Origin of the sequence: Polaromonas sp. CG_9.7 (assembly GCF_015752205.1) — a bacterium.
Taxonomy (GTDB): domain Bacteria; phylum Pseudomonadota; class Gammaproteobacteria; order Burkholderiales; family Burkholderiaceae_C; genus Polaromonas.
Window position 1 is genome coordinate 1 of the sequence record NZ_JADOVG010000031.1, and the last position, 22653, is coordinate 22653.

Annotated in this window: 18 protein-coding genes and 1 pseudogene; 12 read left to right on the top strand and 7 right to left on the bottom strand. The window is 59.6% G+C overall.

Translation table 11 applies throughout. The features are described 5' to 3' along the window. Nucleotides 1–150 (top strand): annotated as a pseudogene (locus IWX87_RS18780) (IS630 family transposase); the annotation flags it as partial. 4 nt (nucleotides 151–154) lie between these two features. Here the strand turns inward: IWX87_RS18780 and IWX87_RS18785 are convergent. Further along, nucleotides 155–541 carry a hypothetical protein gene (locus IWX87_RS18785; RefSeq protein ID WP_196865038.1) on the bottom strand — a complete coding sequence of 129 codons (387 nt, stop codon included), beginning with the start codon at nucleotides 539–541 and terminating at the stop codon, nucleotides 155–157. Nucleotides 542–1273: 732 nt separating this feature from the next. Between IWX87_RS18785 and IWX87_RS18790 the strand changes: the two genes are divergently transcribed. The 7 genes from IWX87_RS18790 (at nucleotide 1274) to IWX87_RS18820 (ending at nucleotide 8518) form a co-directional block, all read left to right on the top strand. Beyond that, a complete protein-coding gene (locus IWX87_RS18790; RefSeq protein ID WP_196865039.1) occupies nucleotides 1274–1912 on the top strand; it encodes an RNA polymerase sigma factor in 639 nt (212 codons plus the stop codon). Beyond that, nucleotides 1909–2277 carry a hypothetical protein gene (locus IWX87_RS18795; protein WP_196865040.1) on the top strand — a complete coding sequence of 123 codons (369 nt, stop codon included), beginning with the start codon at nucleotides 1909–1911 and terminating at the stop codon, nucleotides 2275–2277. Before IWX87_RS18790 ends, IWX87_RS18795 begins: the two co-directional genes overlap by 4 nt. Nucleotides 2278–2413: 136 nt before the next feature. Further along, nucleotides 2414–4066, top strand: a complete 1653-nt coding sequence (locus IWX87_RS18800; RefSeq protein ID WP_196865041.1) for a peptidase domain-containing ABC transporter — start codon at nucleotides 2414–2416, stop codon at nucleotides 4064–4066. Nucleotides 4067–4079: 13 nt separating this feature from the next. Then, nucleotides 4080–5420 carry an HlyD family type I secretion periplasmic adaptor subunit gene (locus IWX87_RS18805; RefSeq protein ID WP_196865042.1) on the top strand — a complete coding sequence of 447 codons (1341 nt, stop codon included), beginning with the start codon at nucleotides 4080–4082 and terminating at the stop codon, nucleotides 5418–5420. A gap of 125 nt (nucleotides 5421–5545) precedes the next feature. Next, nucleotides 5546–6847 (top strand): TolC family protein, encoded by a 1302-nt coding sequence (locus tag IWX87_RS18810; protein WP_196865043.1) that lies wholly within the window; start codon nucleotides 5546–5548, stop codon nucleotides 6845–6847. 277 nt (nucleotides 6848–7124) lie between these two features. Beyond that, nucleotides 7125–8129: a hypothetical protein gene (locus IWX87_RS18815; protein WP_231376571.1), complete on the top strand. Its 1005-nt coding sequence runs from the start codon at nucleotides 7125–7127 to the stop codon at nucleotides 8127–8129. A 140-nt stretch (nucleotides 8130–8269) separates the two neighbouring features. Further along, on the top strand, nucleotides 8270–8518 hold the full coding sequence (locus IWX87_RS18820; protein ID WP_196865045.1) for a DUF3297 family protein: 249 nt from the start codon (nucleotides 8270–8272) through the stop codon (nucleotides 8516–8518). A 179-nt stretch (nucleotides 8519–8697) separates the two neighbouring features. Here the strand turns inward: IWX87_RS18820 and IWX87_RS18825 are convergent, their stop codons facing one another. The 5 genes from IWX87_RS18825 to IWX87_RS18845 form a co-directional block, all read right to left on the bottom strand. Continuing rightward, nucleotides 8698–9795 (bottom strand): NAD(P)-dependent alcohol dehydrogenase, encoded by a 1098-nt coding sequence (locus IWX87_RS18825; RefSeq protein WP_196865046.1) that lies wholly within the window; start codon nucleotides 9793–9795, stop codon nucleotides 8698–8700. 127 nt (nucleotides 9796–9922) lie between these two features. Beyond that, the gene (locus IWX87_RS18830) at nucleotides 9923–10678 is read right to left on the bottom strand and encodes a hypothetical protein (protein WP_196865047.1); all 756 of its coding nucleotides are present in this window, start codon (nucleotides 10676–10678) and stop codon (nucleotides 9923–9925) included. Nucleotides 10679–10769: 91 nt separating this feature from the next. Beyond that, nucleotides 10770–11993: a PHB depolymerase family esterase gene (locus IWX87_RS18835; RefSeq protein ID WP_196865048.1), complete on the bottom strand. Its 1224-nt coding sequence runs from the start codon at nucleotides 11991–11993 to the stop codon at nucleotides 10770–10772. A 48-nt stretch (nucleotides 11994–12041) separates the two neighbouring features. Beyond that, nucleotides 12042–12464, bottom strand: coding sequence for a CopG family transcriptional regulator (locus IWX87_RS18840; RefSeq protein ID WP_196865049.1), 423 nt, complete (start codon nucleotides 12462–12464; stop codon nucleotides 12042–12044). A gap of 170 nt (nucleotides 12465–12634) precedes the next feature. Then, complete coding sequence (locus IWX87_RS18845) at nucleotides 12635–12862, bottom strand: SlyX family protein (RefSeq protein WP_196865055.1); 228 nt, start codon at nucleotides 12860–12862, stop codon at nucleotides 12635–12637. Between the two features lie 98 nt (nucleotides 12863–12960). Between IWX87_RS18845 and IWX87_RS18850 the strand changes: the two genes are divergently transcribed. Next, entirely contained in the window at nucleotides 12961–14115 is a 1155-nt protein-coding gene (locus IWX87_RS18850) for a branched-chain amino acid ABC transporter substrate-binding protein (protein WP_196865050.1), read from the top strand. 25 nt (nucleotides 14116–14140) lie between these two features. Here IWX87_RS18850 and IWX87_RS18855 read toward each other — a convergent pair whose 3' ends face one another. Continuing rightward, on the bottom strand, nucleotides 14141–15262 hold the full coding sequence (locus IWX87_RS18855) for a CNNM domain-containing protein (RefSeq protein ID WP_196865051.1): 1122 nt from the start codon (nucleotides 15260–15262) through the stop codon (nucleotides 14141–14143). A gap of 283 nt (nucleotides 15263–15545) precedes the next feature. Between IWX87_RS18855 and IWX87_RS18860 the strand changes: the two genes are divergently transcribed. The 3 genes from IWX87_RS18860 to IWX87_RS18870 all read left to right on the top strand — a co-directional run bounded on the left by IWX87_RS18860 (nucleotide 15546) and on the right by IWX87_RS18870 (nucleotide 21837). Continuing rightward, nucleotides 15546–19604 carry a Pls/PosA family non-ribosomal peptide synthetase gene (locus tag IWX87_RS18860; RefSeq protein WP_196865052.1) on the top strand — a complete coding sequence of 1353 codons (4059 nt, stop codon included), beginning with the start codon at nucleotides 15546–15548 and terminating at the stop codon, nucleotides 19602–19604. Nucleotides 19605–19618: 14 nt separating this feature from the next. Further along, a complete protein-coding gene (locus IWX87_RS18865; protein ID WP_196865053.1) occupies nucleotides 19619–20224 on the top strand; it encodes a 4'-phosphopantetheinyl transferase superfamily protein in 606 nt (201 codons plus the stop codon). 734 nt (nucleotides 20225–20958) lie between these two features. Further along, entirely contained in the window at nucleotides 20959–21837 is an 879-nt protein-coding gene (locus IWX87_RS18870) for an esterase family protein (RefSeq protein WP_196865054.1), read from the top strand. Nucleotides 21838–22653: the final 816 nt, after the last annotated feature.

A 22653-nucleotide genomic window follows, 5' to 3' on the forward strand; every position in this document is an offset into this window, starting at 1 on the left:
GACCTCAAGCAAGAGTTGGGAAAGCGCGTACCGGTGCGCAGCAAAGCCAAATTACGCGATGCTGCCAATGAGCACATGACGTTGCTCGAACGCACACCTGAGCGAGTTATCGCCTATTTCCAGGATCGGCGTGTTCGCTATGCCGCTTGATACTTCATCGGGCCGGATCAATAAGGCCCTCACCCGCAATGATGGCGGAAGATGTTTTCGACTTCATGATGCTGACTTGCTCGCCGAGATCATCGGGCAGATTCACAAAATCAGCGTCTCCGGCAGCCACCACCACATCGGCAGCAGCAGGGCCGCCATCAACCCCTGCGGGACGTATGGCAACTTCCGAATTGGGGGCGACACGAAGCAGCACACTTTTGGTTCCACTTGGCGTCGGCACCAGTACATCGACCGCCTTGTCTCCCGTGAGCACGCGATCGCCTGCCTTCAAAACTTCCTGTGGCCCAACAGACACCGCCTGGCCTTCGCGAAGGATGACAACGCCCAGACCACTGTCTGGGCCCAGGGGGGCTACGGTAGGTGTATTCATGCTTGCTTCCAATGTTGTTACTTACTACAAAATCCCTCATGCGTAATACCGGCAGATACGTAATTTGGATTCAAATTTCGTAAAAAATAAAAATTTATGTAGTTAGAAACTCAGCATTGACAAACTTGACAAATTAAGGCGCCTCACGCTTTCTCCAGATAAGCACCCTGCAACAAAAGCGGCTGCGCAAGGGCAAAAAACTGCTCCGGTGTAAGCACTTTCCTTACCTATTGAAATCCTTGTTGTGGCAAACCTGCTTGAGCCTGCGGTGATGTCATGCCATCTTGCTGTGTTTGCCCTGGCGCGCAACAAACAGGGACTGATTTGGATTCCCTCATCAAAAATCCAATGCGCATGGTCAAGGTGCATTGCCTGTCGGCAGCTGATCGGTTTTTGATCAGCCTGCGCGCTTGACCACAAGTTACCCCTTCTTCAAGAATAAATACACCACACGAACCAATGCGTAAGGGCCAATTAAATTCAATTAAATCAAGGATTTAGCAAAACGCGATCTTTAGATTTAGTTGCAAATAAGACTAAATTAACAATTTTTTGATAAAAAATTAGTAAAAATGCTGCAAATAATTTACATTTAAAAATTAATGTAACTGATAACAGTTTTTCAAATTAAATAAATATGAGCAAAAAAACTACTTGGCTTCTCATGTTGAAAACAAATCATCCCTGATATGCCTCCCAAAATGAGCCCCTAGGCTGAGTGCGGAACCTGTCGTGAACACTTCTGAAGTGTTGGAAGCACGGACCAATGCTTGCAACTCAGCGGCTGTTGCAGCGTTGCTTTTGCGAATTCAGAAGAAGGATCGGCAAGCACTGAAAGAGCTTTACGAGCTGTTTTCGCCACGCATAAAGCGTTACGTCAATCGCTTTGTCAGGGATGACCAAGGCTCGGAAGACGTTATGCACGATGTGTTCTTGCGTATCTGGCGGTATGCGGCCAGCTTTGACGTGGCCAAAATCAGCACCCCAGAGTCCTGGATTTTCCAGATTGCACGCAATCAGGCGATTGGCGAAGCCGTGCTGCTTTCAAAAAGTATCTCCATTGACTTCAGTGCAGAAGTTTGTCATTCACGGTTGGGCTGGATGATGCAAGAGCAGGACGACACCAGCTTGATTGATCAAGCCTCGACAAAAGGTGCCGCTTTTGAAAGTGCCATAGGTTTGCTGCCATCAACTTACCGCCAAGCCATCTACCTGAAATACGCCCGTGAATTAACACATCAGCAAATTTCCGAAACGCTGGGCGTGCCGGTGGGGACCGTAAAAACCTGGTTGCGCCGCGCATTGCTGCAGTTGCGCAAACATTTGCATGTTCGTGTGGAAAACCCAGACCGGCAAGAGTCAAAAGTATGAATAAAAAAACAAGTGTCGTCAGCAAAAAGGCTGACGCCAGGGAATCGAAAATAGCGAAAAGCCAGGCCGACATATCGAAAAAAATCTTGCCTGAAAAAGAGGTTTCCGCCAAAGCATTTCCACTCAGCGGATGGGCATTGATAGATGAAGCCATCTCGATTGAAGAAGTTGAACGGGAGCGTCTGATGCGGGAAATTCCATATTTCCGCGAACAGGCCATTCACACCATTGCTTATTGGATATCGCTGTCCCGGCGCATAGAAGCCATGAGCCGCACCAGACAACTTTTGGCATTGATGCCGCACAGTGCACTTTCAAGTGCAGAGCCCCTAAACGCACAGAGTGGATTGCCTAAAAATGATTGAGTACCTTCTTCCCATCCGGTTGCGCTCGTCCGACAAAACGGCAGCAAATAAAAGTATGGGGCCAGAGCTGCTTGTCGCCTTTTCTCGCGCCCGGCATCACCTGCGCAAAGCCGGACTGATATCAATTCCAATCAGCATGCTGGCCTTGCTGCCCTCGGTTTTCGCGCTGGAGGTTTTTGACAGGGTTATTTATCGCCAAGGCATTTCCACCTTGATTGCCTTGCTCGCCGGCATAGCGGTGACGATTGTGATCGAATGGTTTTTTCGTCGCTTGCGTGCCGAAAAACTGCGTGAAGCCGGGGCTTTGATCGACTGGACGCTTTCGTCGACCCTGCTGGATCGAATGCTCGGCCAACCGCTCAAGGCGCTTGAAGAGCGGGCAGCAGCAACCTGGATGGCCTTGTTCCGCGATGTGGGAACCGTCAGGAGCCTTTTGACAGGTTCCGTCGTGCAATCCATTTTTGACCTGCCCATTGCGATTTTTTCACTGGTGGTCGTGGGGATTGTGGCAACGCCAGTGCTGCCCATTGTTCTGATTGCGTTGTGCGTCTTTTCTGGATTGGCGTGGTGGTGGGCCGATGAACTGAAATCAGGAAAAGTTGCCGAAATGCAACAGGCACGCAGTCTGGACATTCTGACCTCGGAGATTTGCCGTGCCCGCGAGTCGGTCAAATCGCTTGATCAAAAACAGGCTGTGCTCACCCAATGGAAAGCGCTTTATGAGCAGTGGCTTGGCGAAAGCTTTGAAAAAGGTGCGCAACTTGAAGATGCGCGTGAGCTTTCGCATGGCCTGTTGATCATCACCACCATCTGCATCACCGCGTTTGGTGCCCTGGCGGTTGTCAATCAGTGGATGACCGTGGGGGGCCTGATCGCCGCGAACATGCTGGCCTTGAAAGCCATTTCTCCGGTTGCCGCGCTGGCGGGTTCGTGGCGTCAACTGGCGCTGTCGCGGGAGGCGTCGAAACGACTGCAAATGATTTTTGAACTTGAAGTCGAGCGTGAAGATGGAGAAGTTTCGATACCAAGGCCGGCCGGCCGTATTGAGCTGGCCAAAGTGACCTACAGCTACCACCCGGACGCCGAGCCCCTGTTGACTGAAATTTCCCTGGTGCTGGAACCCAAGCGCTTTTATGCCATTTGCGGCAAAAATGGCGTGGGCAAGTCAACGCTTTTAAAGCTCATCTCGGGGCTTTACCGGCCCGATTCTGGAACCGCTTCAATGGATGGCTATGACCTGAAGCAATTTTCAAGGTCCCAGTTGTCCGGCTGGATCGGAAATTTGGCGCAGCAGGTGTACATGCTCGATGGCTCCATTGCCGAACAAATGCGCAGGGTCAGCCCAACAGCCACCGATGAACAAATTGTGCGGGCATGCCAATTGTCAGGCGCCCACAGCTTCATTTCAAAACTGCCGGATGGCTACAGCACCCAGTTGACCGAGGGGGCCAGAAGCCTTTCGGCAGGCGAGCGACGAAAAATTGCGCTGGCGCAAGTGCTCCTGAGAAACCCCTGCATCCTTGTGCTGGATGAGCCGTCCAACGACCTGGACCATGAAAGCGAAATGCAGCTGATCGCCGCCCTGAAAAGTATTGCGCAGTTCAGATCGGTGATTGTGGTGACGCATTCGGCGCGGATGGTTGCCAATTCAGACGCAGTGGTTTCAGTGTCTGGAAAAGGTGTGACGCAACTGCTGTCTGCCGAAGAAGGTCTGTTCAAACACTTCGGGGTAGCGCCTAAATTGAACAAATCCGGCAGCAAGGCTGTCGCCGCTGCTTTAGCTACCTGAAAGATATTTTCACATGACGGAACCCAATAAAAAAAGCCCTGATGCCGCAGGCCAGGGCAGCATCGTCGAGCGATTGAAAAATGCACACAACCCCCTGACCCCTGTCTCGTTCTGGCGCAAGTGGGGGTTGATGGGTGGCATTGGGTTGTTGGCGGTGGGCGTCGGCATTGCCCTGTTGACGCCCATCAACATGAATGTCACTGCGCCCGGCAAGGTGGTTCCCTCCAGCCGGGTCAAGACGGTCCAGCACCTGGAAGGCGGCATTGTCAAAAATGTCTTTGTCAAGGACGGTGAGTCGGTGGCAGAGGATGCGCCCCTGCTTGAACTGGATCTGGGCGCGGCCAGTTTGAACCTTGAGGAGCTGACGGCCAGGAAAAGCGCCATGAATGCGGCGCGTATCCGCCTGCGTGCCGAAGCAAGCCGGAGTGCGTTGACCAACGCTCAATTCACCGAAGAAATTGCCGATGAAATCCGCAACGCAGAATTACTGACCTACCGTGCGCGCAGCCTGGAGCTGGAGGGCCAGCTTTCCTCTGCCCGCGCCCAAGTGGAAATGCAGGCAGCGAAGATTCTCGAGACCCAAGCAAAAATCAAGGGGCTGACCACACGCCAGGAAATCAGCGATCAGCAACACGCCCTCACCAGCCAGCTGGCCAAGGAAAAGCTGGTGGCCGAGATTGAAGCCATCCAGTCCAGGAAAGACGTTGAATCCAACCGGATGGAATTGACCACCACACAGCAATCGCTCAAGGCCGTCGTGGCCGCGCTAGCTGATGCACAAGGAAAGTTGTCGGAAGTCGATGGCCGGTTCCGTCGTCGGGCAGCAGAGGAACTGCTGACCACCGAAAGACAGTTTTCAACGGTGACAGAGGACTTTCAGCGGGCGCAGACCCAGCGCGCGCGAAATATCGTCAAGGCACCGATTGCCGGCATCGTGAAAGGCTTGCGCTCCAGCGAATCAGGCTGGGTTGTCAAGGCCGGGGAGCCCATCCTTGACGTGGTGCCCGTGGATGCGCAAATTGAGATCGAAGCCAGGCTGAGTCCTTCGGACCGGGGCTTGGTCCAGGTGGGCCAGAAAGTCAAGGTCAAGGTGTCAGCCTATGACTTTTTGAGATATGGCGCACTTGACGGCGTTGTCCAGAGAATCGCGGCTGATGCGGACAAAGATCCCAATGGTTCGAGCTTTTTCAAAATGGTCATCCGCACCAACAGCTCTGTACTGAGCAAAAGCAATTCGCCCGTGACTTCCGGCATGACGGCCGACGTCGACGTCATCGTGGGCTCCCAAACCTTTGGCTGGTATCTGCTGCGTCCCATCTTGAAAATCGGGGTGGAAGCCTTCCGCGAACCATGAAAAATCATTTGATGCAAAACCGGTTTTTTGACCACAGGCTGGCCTTGCCTACCCTGCTGTGTGCCTCAATGCTTTCAGCGCAGGCTTTTGCGCAGACTGACTTGCCATCCAGAACGGCCAATGAAATGGCACTTCGGCTGCTAAGCCTGGCGCGCACTGCCCCGGAAGTGTTGCAGGCGGAAAGCGAGCTTTTTGCCAAGGCGTCAGATGTGAGTTCGGCCAGTTTGCTGCAATACCCCAAATTCGAGGTCCAGACGTCCTTGGGGCGGTCCAATACCGAGCTACCCAATCGCTTTGGTGTTGTTGATGGCCGCGTAACCGCTGGCGTGAAGTACACGGTTTTTGATTCGGGCAAGTCCGCTGCACGCCTTTTGGCAGCAGAAGGTGGTCTTCAAATCGGTGAACTTGGCACGCGCCAGGCGACCGAAGTCGTGATTTTCGAGGCGCTCGCGTCTTACCTTCAAACCTTGCGGTTTGAGTTGTTGATGAGCGTTGCACGAAGTTCGGAAAAAGCGCTTCGCGACATCGAGACGCTTGAGAGTCGAAAGGTGGCGCTGGGTGGCGCCGGCATCACGGACTCAAGGGTCGCTGCCACGCGGCTGGCCGTGAGCGCCAACAAACTGCTGCTGTTCCAGTCGTCCCTTGAAGAGGCGAAAACGGCTTTTTCTGCATTGTTCGGATTCACCCCTGGCACCGGAGAACTTCCTGCAGCAAGGATACCGGCCGCATGGCTTGACCTGAGTTCAACAGCCGTGGTGGCCGAAGCACTGAGCAACAACATCCAGATTGCCCAGGCCCGGTCCACCATCACGCAGTCGCAGGCCAATGCGACCGCTGAACGAGCTGCCCGCTTTCCGACGGTGGATGTCAGTGTGACAAAGCGCTATGAATACCCGGGGGCGGTCACGTCGTCTGCACAGCTCGCGCTGCAGCTGACGATGTCAAGCGGCACCCTGCTGGAAGGCCGGATCAAGGCGGACAAAGCGGCCGCACAGGTGAACACAGACCGGGCCAAGCTCGGTGTTGTCACCAGAAACGTAAGCCAGCGGGCCTTGTCGGCCTGGCGCAGCAGCATCAGCGGCTACCAAAGAGAGCAAATCCTGTCGGAGGCAGCCATCGGGGCAAAAGAAGTTTTCAAGGCTCGAAAACGGTTGAATATCGCAGGCCGGGAAACCACCATGGCGCTGCTCGACGCGCAGGTCGAGGAAAACAATGTGTACATCGATTGGGTGAATGCGATATTTGATGCGCGCATGGCCGAACTTAAACTGGCCAAGGAACTTGGCAAACTGACACCGCCGCAAGGATCAGACCAGGCCTGGGCCAGTTCTTTCTACAAATCGGTGGACTACCGCGAAATTGTTCGCCTTCAGCTTTCGGCGGCAGCAGAGGAACCTCCGCCAACACCTGTGATCAGCAAAAATTAGTTGTTCGTCGACAGTTCAGGCGTAACCAGTAAAACTTCGTATTGGTGGCATCCATGATGCCGGAAACAGTTTGTACCAAGCCCACGTAAAATTTCTGACCTTGTGCATTGAATGCCAAGTGCGCAATAGCACCTTGATGCCATGTTGCCTTGCAAGGCACTGACTTTCAGCCACCGCACCCCGTTGGCAAGGCAGATGGACGAGGCGCTTGAGTGACCCTTAAAAACCGATGTTTTTGGATATAAAAACTGTGCCGTTGAAAACCATTATTGGCGAGATGAACGCCTTTCTCGCGGGTCGGCCCAATTGTTTTGTATCGCTTCTGTCGTCTGCAACGACCGAGGAAATCAATCATTTCAACCGGCATTTGCAGGAGGTCGTGTCCGACGCCCATGCCTCCATGGAAACATTGGGAACTGACGAGACGGACATTCTGGATTGCGACCCCAATCCTCCAGCTTCAGCGGACCTGGATGGCGTTCAAAGCGCTGAAGAATACTGCGGCAACAGCAGATTTTCCAGATTTCCCGAGGACGAATCCGGCAATGGTCCACCACTGTCGCTGCCGTTGGAGGGCGAGTGGTCAGCGCTGTCGTCGTCTGACCTGAAGGCGATGAAAACCCAGATCGACCAGCAATTGAGTACGGTCCGCACGGAGCTTCAGGCTTTTTTTGGGCTTTTTACAGACGACATGGTGTCTGAGGCAGTCGCAAAATTGAATGACCTTTCGGTGTTGGAACTGATTGAAGGCGCCAAAAAAAAAACCAGCAGCCTGATGGAGCTGCTCAGCGCCCAGCAAAGCGTCGAGTCATCACTGGTTGATGATGTGCTGTGTTCAATGAACCATGCGATGGACGTCGAAAGCCTCGTGACGGCAGACGATCCCCTGGAAGGTTTGATGGAGGCACTGCAACTCGACGCCATTCAGCGCAATGGAAATTTGCCTGATTTGTTGGGGCAAACCGCTACAGGGGCCGCCAAGCGGGCAGCTTCAGCAAAACCCTTTGGTGCGGGCCCGCAGTCTTACCAGGAAGCGCAATCCCTGAGCCATTCAGCAATGGAGCCGTGCGCCAGCGACAACCTGGCGCCGGTGTTGATCAACCAGGTTCAATCCATGGCGCCGGTGATCGACATCGACCATGCCGGACGTTTCAGTTTATTGCCGGCACCAGCCACACTGGCCGCGTCGCCAGACAAGGCATTTTCAATGCTCTTGTCTGTCCCGACCCAAGCCGACAACAACAAACCAAAACCGGGCGACAAGGGCAAAAAATCGGTGTGACCTTGCGCGGCTTCTTGTGCCTTGGGCGGGTTGGCTGCGATTCTTGCCAGTCCGCTTGATTTCACACAGCCGGCACGGCGCATCTTGTGCCATCGGAGATACTCCGGGCTCCTGAAAATTTTTCCGAACCGGACCGCACCATGAACGAATCCACTGCAACCCCGCCCCTGCCCGACCGCCTGTCGGTTGACCCACGCAGCCCGCACCATGTCGCGGCCGTGTTCGAGCATGACATTGGCATTCGCCTGAACGACAAGGAGCACATCAATGTCGAGGAATACTGCATCAGCGAAGGCTGGGTGAAGGTGCCTGCCGGCAAGACGCTGGACCGCAAGGGCCAGCCGCTGCTGATCAAGCTCAAGGGCAAGGTCGAGCCGTTTTACAAATAACAGCGCGCCGCTGACGGGTCGAGCCTGGATTCCAGAACCAGAACCTGTTTGGCGGGCAACCGCAGCCTGCAAGAAATAAAGTTTTTCGCTACTTTATTAATAGCTTAAAACGCATACGAACTGTGCGCTAAAGCCGTTTTTTATGCTGAAAAATCGTTTTTCACAAGGGAAAATCTGCGCTAAGGCTTGATCGCGATCTTCAACACGCCATCGCGCTGGTGCGAAAACAATTCATAGGCGGCAACGATGTTTTCCAGCTGGTACTGGTGCGTCACCATCACACCCAGATCCACCCGGCCGGACGCCACTACATTCATCAGCCGGCGCATGCGTTCCTTGCCGCCGGGGCACAGGGCGGTGACGATGGCGTGGTCGCCCAGGCCGGCGGCAAAGGCCGACAGCGGAATCGTCAGGTCGCTCGAATACACGCCCAGGCTGGACAGCGTGCCGCCGGGCTTGAGCACCCGCAGCGCCGACTCGAACGTTCCCTGCGTGCCCAGCGCCTCGATCGATGAATCCGCGCCCCGGCCGTTGGTGAGCTTCATGACTTCCTCGACCACGTCGCAGTGGTTGAAGTTCAGCGTCACGTCGGCGCCCAGCTGTTTCGAGATGCCAAGGCGGTGGTCGTTGCCATCGACGGTGATGATGGTGCTGGCGCCCAGCAGCCGCGCACCCGCCGTGGCGCACAGGCCAATCGGCCCCTGCGCAAACACCACCACCGTGTCGCCAATCTTGATGCGCGCGTTTTCGGCGCCCTTGAAGCCGGTGGACATGATGTCCGGGCACATCAGCACCTGCTCGTCCGTCAAGCCGTCGGGAATCGGCGCCAGGTTGGCCTGCGCGTCGGGCACCAGCACATACTCGGCCTGCGTGCCGTCGATCAGGTTGCCAAAGCGCCAGCCGGCGGTGGCCTTGAAGCCGTGGCAGCCGCACAGCCCCATCGGCACCAGGTAGCTGCCGTCCTGCGACGGTGCGCCGTCCTGCGCGGCATAGGAATTGAAGTTGGGGCAGATGGCGCCGGCAATCACGCGCTGGCCTTCGCTGTAGCCCTGCACGGCGCTGCCGAGCTTTTCGATCACGCCGACCGGCTCGTGGCCGACCGTCAACCCCTTGGCCACCGGGTATTCGCCTTTGAGGATGTGCACGTCGGTGCCGCAGATGGTGGTGGTGGTGATGCGCACCAGCGCGTCGTTGGGGCCGACGTCAGGAATGCGCTTGTCGGCAATTTCAATACGGCCGGGTTCGACGAACACGGCGGCTTTCATCATGGCGGGCATGGGGGCTCCTTGAATGGAAACAGGACTGAATCACAATGCTTGTGAAATCAGTCTATCGCGCATCCCTGCCGCGCAGGTGACTCATCCCGCCGTGGTTGATGCAGGTCAATGCATTGATGGTTCCGCTTCAGGCGGCCAGTTCAGCCAGCCTGGCCTTGAGCGCCGCATTCTCGGCGCTGAGTTCGGTGATGGTCTGGCGCAGCCGGGCGATCACGCCTTCGGGGGTTTCAGGCTCGGTGCGGGCCACGGCCTGGCTTTCGCGCACCTGCCGGGCGGCTTGCTGAAGCTCTTTCTTGCCGCCGGCGACCGCCGCCACCTGTGCGTGCATCGGCAACGACGCCACGGTGGCCGCTGCGTTGATCGAGATGGTGCCTGACTTCACCGCCGCGACCAGTTCGGGCGCAGCGGATTTCTGGATCTTTTCAATCTGGTTGATGGTGGCGTTGCTGATGCGCGCCGACTTGGCGATGGCGCCCATCGTCGGCACCGGCTCGGGCTTGGGGATGCCGGCAGCCGGGGCGGCTTCGGAGCCGGACGCTTCGGCAGTTGCCGGCTGCACCCGCGCGGTCAGGATGTCCTTGCGGCGCAGGGCCAGCACGCCGCGCTGGAAATCGGACACGCTGCGCCGGCCCAGGTGCTGCTCGATCATCCACAGGTGCACATCGTCGATGGAGGTGAAGCGCGTGTTCTGCACGGTGTTGAAGGCAATGCCGTGCTGCGTGCAGATGCGGTGGCGGTTGTGGCCATCGACCAGCACGTCGCCCCACAGCACCAGCGCGTCGCGGCAACCCTCGGCCAGCAGGCTGCGCTCCAGGGCTTCGTTTTCTTCCGGCGTCAGCGGGTCGATGTAGGCAAGCAATTCTTCGTTGACGGTGATGTTCATGGCGGGGCCGGCAGGCAAAAATGGAAGGGGCGCCATTCTATAAGACCGGGGTCTTGCGAGTGGCGCCCCAGGCATTGGGCGATGCGGCCCCTCAATGCTTCGCGGGCAGGGTCTTCATCAGGAAGAAGCGCAGCATTTCCTCGGACGCATCCGGGCCGGTGCCGTCGGTGTACGTTCCCCGCGCGTTGCCACCCGACCAGGCATGGCCGGCGCCGTGCACCGCCCAGTGTTCGGCCACCACGTCACCGCCGGCGTCCTTGTAGCTGCGCTGGGTGTAGTCGCGGCCGTTGGCGCTTTTGGCGCGTCTGGTTTGCGGCGTGTGGGCGCCGGCGCTGGCCGCCAGAACCTGCTCGCCGTTGACCGGGTTCACGGTCGCGTCGCTGTCGCCGTGAAAGACGATGGTCGGCGGGCTGGCCGTGGTCCGGGTGCTGGGCGGCGCGCCGGTCTGCATCACGCTGAGCGCGGTCTGCACATTGGTCGCCGACCCGGTGGCCAGGCCCGAATGCACACCGACGGCGGCAAACAGGTCGGGGTAGGCGTCGCCCAAAATCGCCGCCATGGCGCCGCCCGCAGACAGGCCGGCCACGTAAACGCGCTGCGGGTCGATGTTGTAGCGGCTCATCACGTCACGCGTCATGCCGGCCAGCAGCGCCGGCTCGCCCCGGCCGCGCTTTTGATGGTTGTGCTTGAACCAGTTCCAGCAGCGCGACGAATTGGCGTGCTGCGTCTGCGCCGGGTAGAGCACGTAAAACCCACGCTTCAGGGCGGCTTCGTTCATGCCCGTGCCGGCGGCAAAGTCGTCCGGATTTTGTGTGCAGCCGTGCAGCATCACGACCAGCGGCAATGGCTCGGTGAAGGACGCTGGCGGAATATAGAGTTTGTACTCGCGGCTGCCGGCCGTGCCTTCGGTGTGGCTGCCGCTGATGAACTGGCCGGACGGGCCGGGCTTGACGGCCGGCTCGGACGGTTTTTGCGCTGGTGCTGCCCGGCCGACTTCATGCGCCTCCACGTCGATGACGTTCAGGTCGTCGGCCGCGCTGGCCGGTACAGCGGCGCCGCCCAGTGCGGCCTGGATGGCGGCGGTGGCGGCCTGCAGGTTGCCGGTCTGCATCAGCCGCGTGGCTTCGGCCATCGAATTCTGGAAAGCCGGGTTGTTCATCGGGCTGGGGGTGGTTTTCGCGCCAGCGGCCAGCCGGTGCAGCGGATGCTCGCCGCCGCTGTCGGCGTGCTGGCTGGCCGACGCCAGGGCTTTTTGGATGGCGCCTTGCGCCAGGCGGGAGGCTTCGGACAGGATGCGTTCAAGGTTAGCGTTCATGGTGTTTTCCTTCAGGGAACGGGTGGGTTCAGGGAACGGGTTGAAATATCAGCGGATGCGGCCGGCCAGCGCCGCCTTCACGGCCGGACTGGCATGCAGCGCGCCCAGCACCACCACCGAATCTATGGCGGCCAGCGCCAGTTCCGGGGTGACGTCAAGCGCGATGGTGGCCAGGCCCAGCACACGAATCTGCAAGGCTTCGCCCGACGCCTGCACGGCGCGCAGGCCGTCGGCGGTGAAATGCTGGATGCCGAGCACCAGCGTCTTGCGCGCCACCACCTGCCTGACCACCTCGGCATGGTTGACCAGCTGGTTGCGAATGGCGGTGCGGATCAGGTCGGTGCGGTTGGCGTAAAAGCCTTCCTGCACCAGCAGGTCGATCTGGCCCAGATCGACGTAGCCCAGATTGATGGTGATTTTTTCGTCGGCCGGCTTGGCAGCGACGACAGTGTTGGCGGTTCTTGGTGGCATGGCGCTATCTTAAAACCATCCAAGTGGATGGTCTATGGATGTTTCTTTTCTTTACATCCTGCCATCAAACGCAGCCGTCAGCTATTTTTTTTATAGCTACTAATGCCCGTGTATATTGCGCAAACAGCCTTTTTTATCATTAATTTGTGGCGCAATGACCCGCTTGGCATTCAATAGTGCGGCGGCAGGTCGTCGCCGGCGCGGCTGAACACGCCGCTGCCGGCTTCGGGCATCTGCTGGCGCAGCCGCTCGACTTCGCGCAGCAGCGCGTCGATTTGCTGTTGCTGACTGATGACGACCTGGTTCAGCTGGTCCAGCAGGTCTTCATTGAAGCTGGACTTGATTTCCAGCTCGGTCAGGCGGTGGTCAATAGCGTCATGGGATTCGGTAGGGTGCATGCGCCAATTGGACACGAACTGGCCTTGCACTGGGGCAGGCCCGGACAGCGGGTAAAAACAGGCGTCCTATAATTTTTCGTTTGCCAGAAAGATTCGACATGCCTGCCATTTGTCTGCTGAACACACGCTCCCGTATCGCCCTTGCTGCCGCTGCCCTCTGTCTGGCCGCCCCGATGGTTCAGGCCCAGGAAATGCAAACCGTCAAGATTGCCCATGCCGGCCCCACGTCGGGCGGCATCGCACACATTGGCAAGGACACCGAAAACGGCGTGCGTCTGGCGATTGAGGAATTGAACACCCAGAACCTGGTGATCGGTGGCAAAAAGATCAAGTTCGAGCTGATGGCCGAAGACGATGCCGGCGACCCGCGCCAGGCCACCGCCGTGGCCCAGAAGCTGTGCGACGCCAGGGTGGCCGGCGTGATCGGCCACCTGCAGTCAGGCACGTCGATTCCTGCAGCGACGGTCTACAGTCGCTGCGGCGTTCCCAACATCACGGCGTCGGCAACGAACCCGGACCTGACGAAACCGGGCTACAAGACCACCTTCCGCCTGATCGCCAATGACAACGCGCTTGGCGCCGCGCTGGCGATTTTTGCCAGCGACGCGCTGAAGGTCAAAAAAGTCGCGGTGATTGACGACCGCACCGCCTACGGCCAGGGCCTGGCGGACGTGTTCAAGGAAACGGCCAGACAAAAAGGCATCGAGGTGGTGGCAGAGGAATTCACCACCGACAAGGCCACCGATTTCATGGCCATCCTGACCGGCATCAAGGCCAAGAAGCCCGATGCGGTGTTCTTCGGCGGGCTCGATGCGCAGGCCGGCCCGATGCTGCGCCAGATGGCGCAGCTTGGCCTGACCGATGTGAAATTCTTCGGCGGCGATGCGCTGTGCACCGAAAAGCTGCCCGCACTGTCGAGCAAGGCCGCGACCATCGTCAATGTGACCTGCGCCACCGGCGGCGCGTCGATCCAGAAAATGCTGGGCGGCGCCGAATGGAAGAAAAAGTACGATGCCAAGTTCCCTGGCCAGTTCCAGATCTACAGCCCGTATGCCTATGACGCGACCTTCGTGCTGGTCGATGCCATGAAGCGCGCGAATTCGGTGGACCCGAAAACCTACCTGCCCTTCATCGGCAAGACACAGTTCAAAGGCGTGACCGCCAACATCGCCTTCACCGCCAACGGCGAGTTGACCCAACCCGCCGTCACGCTCTACGTTTACAAGAACAACGCGCGGATCGCACTGAACTGAACCAAGGCCTGCGGCCCGTCGCGGCTCAGGCTGGCTCGACTGCAATGCCCAGCCGTTCGGCGCGCCGTGCCCACAGCTGGCGCGCCAGTTGCTGCATGTCTTCGATCTTGTCGCCCTCGTCCACAATTTCGATGCCGAGCAGGGTTTCCAGCACATCTTCCAGCGTGACCAGCCCCTTGGTTTCGCCGTATTCGCCCACCACGATGGCGATGTGCTGACGCTTTTCGAGCAGCGTTTCCAGCAGCCGAGACAGCGGCGTGGTGCACGGCACCGAGAGCATCTCGCGGCGAAACTCGTCTATCTTCACCGCGCCGTGCCCCTGGTTCTGGGCAATCAGCAAGTCCTCGCGCAGCACGAAGCCGACGATTCCGTCGAGGTCTTTGTCGTAGATGGGCAAGCGCGAAAAGGGCATCTTGCCCGGTGCCTTCAGGGCGTCCTGCACCGACATGTCTTTTTTCAGCGCCGACACCACGATGCGCGGCGTCATGATGCCGGTGGCATCGACCGACTTGAACAAAAACAGGTTGCGGATGATCTTCGATTCACGGTCGTTGATATGGCCCTGCTCCTGGCCGATGCCGGCCATGGCGACAAACTCGTCGCGGTTGAAGGCCTGCGTCTTCTTGCCGCCCGAAATCCACTGCGTCAGCTTTTCCGACACCACGATCAATGGGTACATCGCCTTGACCAGCAGGTTGACGTAAGCCAGGGTGAAACCAGCCAGACGGCGCCAGTGCAGCGCCCCCAGTGTCTTGGGAATAATTTCCGACAGGAACAAAATCAGCAGCGTCATCACACCTGAAAAAACGCCGAACCAGGCACTGCCAAACACCGCCGTCGCTTTGGCGCCAGCGCCGATGGCGCCTACGGTGTGGGCAATGGTGTTGACCGTCAGAATCGCCGCCAGTGACTGGTCGATGTTGTCTTCCCTCAACTTTTTAAGCAGCGCCGCCTTTTTCGGCTCGGTCTGTTTAAGCCCGGCGATGTAGGACGGCGTGATGCTCAGCAGGGCCGCCTCGGCAATCGAGCACAAGAAGGAAAACAGCAGCGCCAGCAGCACATAGGCCAGCAGCAGGAAAACATCGCCGCCGATGGAAACCTCCGCAATGGCGGGAAGGGCGTCGGGCAAGCTTGGGGAAAGGTCCATGAGATTGGCGGGCGCGCGGGCCTTGCCAAGTTGTTTCTAGGCATCGATTTTCACCCATTGACAATCTCCGCGCCGCCATGTGGAGACGACCGGGCTGGCCGCCGCCCGCCACAGCGGCGCCCAAGCCCCAGGCGTTTTGGGCAGAAAGGCGACCGGTTGCCAGCGTGTTGTGGTCTCAAGGAGAGAGGATCACACCCGTGTACTGGACGTTCATGCGCATGGTGACCCCTGGGCGCGCCCGGACAATCCGGTCTGTCAGAATCGGCTACAAACAAGACCTGCAATGACAACGACTCCACTTCTCGACGCTGCCGACCTTTCCCCGATTCACCTGCTTCCCGCCGACGACTCCGTTGCGCATCCCGACATTTTGCTGGGGCCGCCTCGCCCCGACCTGATTCGCGCAGAAGTCCTGGCCGACCTGCTGGAGGCCACGGCCACGCGCTTGCCGAACCACGCGGCACTGATCTTCGGCGAACGGCAACTGACCTACCGCGAACTCGATGCGCAAGCCGACCAGGTCGCATCAAACCTGATCGAAGCCGGCGTGCGCCCTGGGCAGATCGTCGGCCTGTGGCTGCCGCGCGGCATCGACCTGCTGGTGATGCAGGCGGCGATTGCCAAAACCGGCGCCGCCTGGCTGCCGTTGGATGCAGACACGCCGGTCGAGCGCATTGCCGTGTGCCTGGACGATGCGAATGCGCCGGGCATTGTCAGTTGCGCCGGCTTCGCGCCGCGCCTGGCAGATTGCGGCCGCGCGGTGTGGACGGCCGAAGCGCTGTCACTCCCCGGCGGGGCGCCATTGCGCCGTCGTCAGGGCGTCAAGCCGTCGGACCCGGCGTATGTCATCTATACCTCGGGCTCGACCGGCAAGCCCAAGGGCATTGAAATCAGCCAGGGCAGCATCTGCCATTTCCTGCGCAGCGAAAACGCCCTGCTTGGCGTGACCAGCACCGACCGCGTGTACCAGGGATTTTCAGTCGCTTTTGACATGTCGTTCGAGGAAATCTGGATCAGCTACCTGGCCGGCGCCACGCTGTGGATTGCGCCCAAAGAAGTAGCTTCTGACCCCGAAGCACTGCCGCGCGCGCTGGACGAACACCGCATCACCGTGCTGCACGCCGTGCCGACGCTGCTGGCGCTGTTTGCGCAAGATGTGCCCGGCCTGCGGCTGATCAACCTGGGCGGCGAAATGTGCCCGCAGTCGCTGGTGGCGCGCTGGGCGCGGCCGGGGCGCCAAGTGTTCAACACCTACGGCCCGACCGAAACCACGGTGTCGGCCAGCCTGGCCGAATTGCATCCGGGCGAGCCGGTGACCATTGGCCGGCCGCTGCCCAATTACGGCTTGCTGCTCATCAGCACCGACGTTGAAGTCGGCTTGAAGCTGCTGCTACGCGGCGAAGTCGGCGAGCTGTGCATCACCGGCCCGGGTGTGGCCGCCGGTTACCTGGGCCGCGCCGACCTGACTGCCGAAAAATTCCTCGCCAACCCGTGGGCCAGCAGCGCCGAGCAGGCCCGGCTCTACCGCACCGGCGACCTGGCCCGCATTGACCCGGACGGCTGCGTGCAGTGCCTGGGCCGCACCGACGACCAGGTGAAGATTCGCGGTTTCCGCGTTGAACTGGGTGAAATTGAAGCCGTGCTGGCCCGGCAGGCCGGCGTGGGCACGGTCGCCGTGGTGCTGCGCCCCGAGGACGGCATCGACCAGCTGATCGCCTTCATCGTCGCGGAAAGCGGCCAGACGCTCGCCAGCGCCGTGCTGCGCAGTGCGCTTAGCGCCGTGCTGCCACCGTACATGGTGCCCGGCCACTTTGAACTGCTGCCGGAAATGCCGCGTCTGACCTCGGGCAAGATCGACCGCAAGGACTTGAAGGCACGTCCGCTGGCGTTGGTGGCACGCGATGCCACGGATTCCGACACGCCCGAGAACCCGGCCGAAGACGCGCTGTTCGCCGCCTTGTCGCGGTTGTTTCCCGGCCAGCCGATCCGCCGCAGCGCCGACTTTTTTTCCGACCTAGGCGGCCATTCGCTGTTTGCCGCCCGCCTGGCGTCCGCGTTGCGCGCCGATGCGCGTTTTGCGCATGTGACGGTGCGCGACATCTACCAGCGCCGCACCGTCGGGGGCATTGCCGAAGGGCTGGCGCAAGCGCATGACGCGCCGCCGCCGGTCGATACCCGCTGGACGCCGCCGTCCGCGTGGAAGCGCTGGCGCTGCGGCGCGGCGCAGGCCGCCGCCATTCCGGCGCTGGTAACGCTGCACATGAGCCAATGGCTGGCGCCGTTCTTTGCTTACCATTTCTTCACCGGCGAGCCAGGCGATTCGCTGGCGCTGGCCATTGCCGCCGCAACGGGCGCCTACCTGATTGCCACGCTGCTGGGCTTTGCGCTGGCGATTGCCGGCAAATGGCTGGTCGCCGGGCGCCTGAAAGCGGGCCGCTATCCGCTGTGGGGGCTGACGTATTACCGCTGGTGGCTGGCCGACCGGCTGGTCGAGTCAGCGCCGACGTACATGCTCAGCGGCTCGTCACTGTATGCATGGTGGCTGCGCGCCCTGGGCGCACGCATCGGGCGCGACGTGATGATCGGCTCGATCACCCTGCGCGCGCCCGACCTGTTGGTGATTGGCGACGACGCCAGCATCGGCAATGCGGTCAATTTCGAGAATGCGCGCGTCGAGCACGGCGAGTTGCGCCTGGGCGCCATCGCCATCGGCGCGGATGCCGGTGTCGGCTCGTATGCCATCCTGGAAGGGAACACGTCGGTTGGCGCTTTCGGCCACCTGGAAGGTCAAACCGCGCTGAGCGACGGCATGGTCGTGCCGGCCGGGCGCACCTGGAGCGGCTCGCCGGCGCGCGATGTCGGCGCGTTCGACAAGGCGTCCAACCCGGCGCGGCTTCCGGTGTCCAGAACCCGGCTGGCCACCGAGGCGGTGTACTTCGTGTGTGGCGCGCTGCTGATCACGACGCTGTTCTTCTTGCCGGTGTTTCCCAGCTTCATGCTGATCGACTGGATCGACAACTCCGAGAACTTCGGGCCGGTGCCCAACAGCGAGATTCCCTTTCAGCTGGCCAAGTATTTCGTGCTGGCCTTCCCGGCCACAGCGGTGCTGATCGTGCTGACCGCCCTGCTGTCGGCGGCGATTCGCTGGGGCGTGCTGCCACGCATGAAGCCCGGCAGCTGGCCGGTGCACAGCAACAAATACTGCGCCAAATGGCTGGTCAACCAGATCCAGGAATCTTCCTTGAGCGTGCTGCATGGCGTATATGCCACGGTGTATGCGCCGTTCTGGTACCGGCTGCTGGGCGCCAAGGTCGGCCGGGGCGCGGAAATTTCAACCGCGCTCGGCCTGGTGCCCGACATGCTCACGCTGGGCGAAGACACCTTCATTGCCGACGCGGTGATGCTGGGCGACGAAAAAATCGATGGCGGCTGGATGACCATGAAGCCCACGGTCATCTCGCGACGCAGCTTTGTCGGCAACGGCGCCTACATTCCCGACGGCACGACGCTGCCGGAAAACGTGCTGATCGGCGTGCATTCGACCGTGCCGGGCAACGACGCCATGCGCAACGGCGACACCTGGCTCGGCTCGCCGCCCATCAACCTGCCGGCGCGTGAAGAAGTGCGCGGCTTTGCCGAACACCTGACATTCAGGCCGTCGGTGCTGCGCCGCATCGGGCGCGGCACGGTGGAGGCGTTTCGCATCGTCGCGCCGCATGCGTTTGTCATCGCCGTCGGCTACACCGTCGTGCTCGACGTGATGCCGCTGGCCGCCGTGGGCCGCTGGGGCGAGGTGGTGGCCGACCTGACCCTGGCCGGCCTGGCGTATGGCATCGGCACCTTTGTTTTCGTGGCGGCGCTCAAGTGGGGGCTGCTGCGCCGCTACCAGAAATGCAGCGTGCCGATGTGGACGCCCTTCGTCTGGCTGTCGGAGGCCGTCACCAACCTGTACGAAGGCATCGCCGTGCCCAATTTCATGCGTTACCTGCGCGGCACGCCGTGGCTGCCGGTCGCGCTGAACCTGCTGGGCAGCCGCATCGGGCGCGGCGTGTACCTGGACACCACCGACATCACCGAATTCGACTGCGTGACGATTGGCGAGTACAGCGAGCTCAACGCCCTGGCCTGCCCGCAAACCCATTTGTTCGAAGACCGGATCATGAAGATCGACCACGTCACCATCGGCCGCCGCGTCTACATGGGGCCGCGCAGCGCCGTGCTGTACAGCGCCGTGGTCGGCGACAACGCCAAGCTCGGCGCGCTGACGCTGGTGATGAAGGGCGAATTCATTCCGGCGGCCACGGCCTGGCGCGGCTGCCCGGCAGCGCCAGCGCGCCTGTAAAGCCGCTGCTCAGGATGCCTCAAGCGCGGGTCGCTGTCCATCCTTGGCCCGCCTCGCGCCACCGGCTAAACATTGCTTCGGGCGTCGGTGCAGAACTGCTGGTGATCAGCGTGGAAACGCCCCACAGCCCACTTCGCGACACGGCCCGGACACAAATTCGCGGCGCGCTGCGCGAAGTGCTCGGCCTGCAGCTGGACTGCGCACCCGAAGCGGTCACCTTGCTGTCCGTTCCCGGCCAGGCGCTGCGCGTCGCGCTGCCCGGCCACACCATAAGCGCCATCGGCCTGTCCGCCAGCCACGAAGCCGGCTTTTCGGTGGCGGCCATTCGCCAAGGCGGTCCGGTGGGCATTGACATCATGCGCATCGCACCGGCCTTCGACTGGCAAGCCGTGGCCCGCGACTACCTCGGCCCGCAGGCCTGGCACCGCATTGCCAGCCAGCCCGAGCCCGACCAGCCGCAAGCCTTTGCCTGCGAATGGACGCGCCTGGAAGCCGGCCTGAAATGTTTGGGAATTGGGCTGCAGGAGTGGTGCCCGGCGCTGGCGCAAAGGCTTGAAGGCTGCCGCCTGATGGCGCTTGACGTGCCCGCAGGACTGTTCGGCGCTGTGGCCTGGCGCTGAACGACCCGCGTGCCAAGGCTCAGGCGGTGGACGGTTCGCAGAACCGGATGCGGTTGCCAAACGGGCATCTCGCCTTCTTGTACCTTTACCGCGAAGATCCATTTACGACTTAAAGCAGCCAGTCACCGCACCGATGTCGATGACTGCTCACCAGCGTTTGCTGCCTTTCACGACTGGCAGCTTTCTGGTTGCCCAGTGTCCGTGCGCACAAAAGTCGTTCGTGGCGAAAATTTTGAATGTTTTTGACCCAGGTTTATTGGCTAGCTCGTGACCATTAAAGATTACTTCTTTCATGAAATAACAGGTGGAGGTGAAGAAAGTGGCGACGTCAGCTATACCGGTATAGTTTCCATAACATCAGTATGGCTACCAATAAGGCTATTCACCGCGTTAAGCTTCGCTTGGATAAATGGGCCCGTTGTCAATGGAAAATACTGTGAATGGTCGCTCTGTGGAGTTGGTTAAACCTGATGGCCCGGAGTATGTAGTCGTTTTTTAACCCCCCGCTCGTGCTGCATAGATTTGTCGAAACCGAATAATTATTACGAGCGGTGCGGGCCTTCATTCTGGACTATCGCGGAATCACTTGGTATGAGACGGGTGGCTTTCTCACCTCGTCCATGATGTTGACGCGTGCCTGTCACATGCGGTACTCAGCCACGTTCCTCGCAAGCCAATAATGCGCGAGCCAACTTTATACCGGTGTTGGCTCAATAATCGACAAGGAGACAGACATGCCTTTCCCCCAAATTCAGAGTTTCCAACGACTGACGGCAGCCTTAGCATTAGCCATGGCTCTGGTCACTCCAGCGCAGGCAGGAGATGTATATTCTGACGCAGCACCTTCACCAGTGTTAGGCAGGGACATTAAGTTCACCGTGTATCTTCCCGACGGCTACAAGCCGGGTAGCGCCACGGCCTACCCTGTAATTTACCTGTTGCACGGTGCTGGTGGTGACGAGAATGAATGGAGAACCAAGGGCGGTGCGGTTGAGTCGTTGGATGGACTCATCAAACGAGGCCAGATCCGCCCGTCTGTGGTAGTGATGCCCACAGCGGGTCCAGCATCGTGGTGGGCTGATGGTGTAGCCGACAAGGCGGGCACCGCCATCATGAAAGATCTACTGCCGTACGTGGAATCCCGCTACCGGGTCCAAACTGAGCGCAGCGGCCGTGCCATTGGCGGGCTCTCCATGGGCGGCTATGGCGCGCTGAACCTCTCGCTTCGCAACCCGGAGCAGTTTTGCGGTGCAGCCATCATCAGTCCGGCCATCTACGACCCATTACCGCCCGAGACCTCTGCGGCGCGGCGCACACCACAGTTTGTACGCAATGGCCAGTTTGATGCGGATACTTGGAAGTCACTCAATTACGCGGCAGCGCTGGACGGATACAAGGCGGGTGCCCGACGGGTTCCTATGTGGATAGTCTCTGGAGACCACGATTACCTGGGTATTGCACCCATGTCAGCCAATCTGTTTTGGCGCCTCCATCAGATCCAGCCTAAGCAGGTGGAGTTGCGTGTGATCGATGGCGACCATGAATGGTTGGTGTTCCGTGACGCACTGCCGGATGCCCTCCAGTACGTGGACAAACAATGCCGACAGGGTTAACTGATTAGTGAGTGTTCGCTGGGCGAGGACACGGGGCGGCACTGGCCAATGCACGCGGTCTTCCAGATAAGGCAGGCCCTGTGAACCCATATAACCTGGAGTGCAGCGTCTGAGCCTGCACTTACAGGCAAAAGATAACGCCCGGTGGGCAAGTCGTGTCAACACCCAAGGCCAAGACGCGGATCTGCACTAGTAAGGGATCTTGGCCAACAGTTCATGCGGCGCTGACCTTGCGCCTGGAATCCGTATCTCATGCCCGAAATCGAGCAGAGGCTTGATTGGGCAGAGCCGCAAGCCATGTTGGCTTGAACTGCACTGGACCAACATAAACTAGAGAAAAATGCAGCCGGGCTTTGTTGTACCAGAGCAGCTACGCGATCGCTTCATCGTTGGCTTGGCGCATTGACCGTCAGAAATGCAGCGTTTGCGGGTACTGGCCACCGGCTGCTTCTTAGAGGTTCAATTACACGGTTTGGCTTGCCAGTTAGCCGTCGTTCATGGCGGTCAGAAGCGTGCCCAAAGCGGATGCTCGCGTTTGACTAAAGTTGCCATTCGATTTCTGCCCTAGAGATCAAAAAGCTGACCTTGGAACCCGGAAACCACTTTTACCAGCTTACCGGCTCCTGAGCGGCGAAAGCGGGACTACTGGAAATCCAATGGCTCGCCCGATACCTGACATTGGCGCCAGTAGCCCAACTGTCAGCTACATTGCCGTAATTTCGTAAGCGGCCAGCCATGCCATCTTGAGACTGGGAAGAAAGCGGTCAAACATAGTGTCCACGAAACAAACAAGTGGGCACTATGGAAACGAAGAGA

What these genes read in the sequence shown, in the direction of transcription:
- IWX87_RS18785 (WP_196865038.1), bottom strand. Translation starts at nt 541, where the DNA reads ATGAATACACCTACCGTAGCCCCCCTGGGCCCAGACAGTGGTCTGGGC.
- IWX87_RS18795 (WP_196865040.1), top strand. Translation starts at nt 1,909, where the DNA reads ATGAATAAAAAAACAAGTGTCGTCAGCAAAAAGGCTGACGCCAGGGAA.
- IWX87_RS18800 (WP_196865041.1), top strand. Translation starts at nt 2,414, where the DNA reads ATGCTGGCCTTGCTGCCCTCGGTTTTCGCGCTGGAGGTTTTTGACAGG.
- IWX87_RS18805 (WP_196865042.1), top strand. Translation starts at nt 4,080, where the DNA reads ATGACGGAACCCAATAAAAAAAGCCCTGATGCCGCAGGCCAGGGCAGC.
- IWX87_RS18810 (WP_196865043.1), top strand. Translation starts at nt 5,546, where the DNA reads ATGGCACTTCGGCTGCTAAGCCTGGCGCGCACTGCCCCGGAAGTGTTG.
- IWX87_RS18815 (WP_231376571.1), top strand. Translation starts at nt 7,125, where the DNA reads ATGAACGCCTTTCTCGCGGGTCGGCCCAATTGTTTTGTATCGCTTCTG.
- IWX87_RS18820 (WP_196865045.1), top strand. Translation starts at nt 8,270, where the DNA reads ATGAACGAATCCACTGCAACCCCGCCCCTGCCCGACCGCCTGTCGGTT.
- IWX87_RS18825 (WP_196865046.1), bottom strand. Translation starts at nt 9,795, where the DNA reads ATGCCCGCCATGATGAAAGCCGCCGTGTTCGTCGAACCCGGCCGTATT.
- IWX87_RS18830 (WP_196865047.1), bottom strand. Translation starts at nt 10,678, where the DNA reads ATGAACATCACCGTCAACGAAGAATTGCTTGCCTACATCGACCCGCTG.
- IWX87_RS18835 (WP_196865048.1), bottom strand. Translation starts at nt 11,993, where the DNA reads ATGAACGCTAACCTTGAACGCATCCTGTCCGAAGCCTCCCGCCTGGCG.
- IWX87_RS18840 (WP_196865049.1), bottom strand. Translation starts at nt 12,464, where the DNA reads ATGCCACCAAGAACCGCCAACACTGTCGTCGCTGCCAAGCCGGCCGAC.
- IWX87_RS18845 (WP_196865055.1), bottom strand. Translation starts at nt 12,862, where the DNA reads ATGCACCCTACCGAATCCCATGACGCTATTGACCACCGCCTGACCGAG.
- IWX87_RS18850 (WP_196865050.1), top strand. Translation starts at nt 12,961, where the DNA reads ATGCCTGCCATTTGTCTGCTGAACACACGCTCCCGTATCGCCCTTGCT.
- IWX87_RS18855 (WP_196865051.1), bottom strand. Translation starts at nt 15,262, where the DNA reads ATGGACCTTTCCCCAAGCTTGCCCGACGCCCTTCCCGCCATTGCGGAG.
- IWX87_RS18860 (WP_196865052.1), top strand. Translation starts at nt 15,546, where the DNA reads ATGACAACGACTCCACTTCTCGACGCTGCCGACCTTTCCCCGATTCAC.
- IWX87_RS18865 (WP_196865053.1), top strand. Translation starts at nt 19,619, where the DNA reads ATGCCTCAAGCGCGGGTCGCTGTCCATCCTTGGCCCGCCTCGCGCCAC.
- IWX87_RS18870 (WP_196865054.1), top strand. Translation starts at nt 20,959, where the DNA reads ATGCCTTTCCCCCAAATTCAGAGTTTCCAACGACTGACGGCAGCCTTA.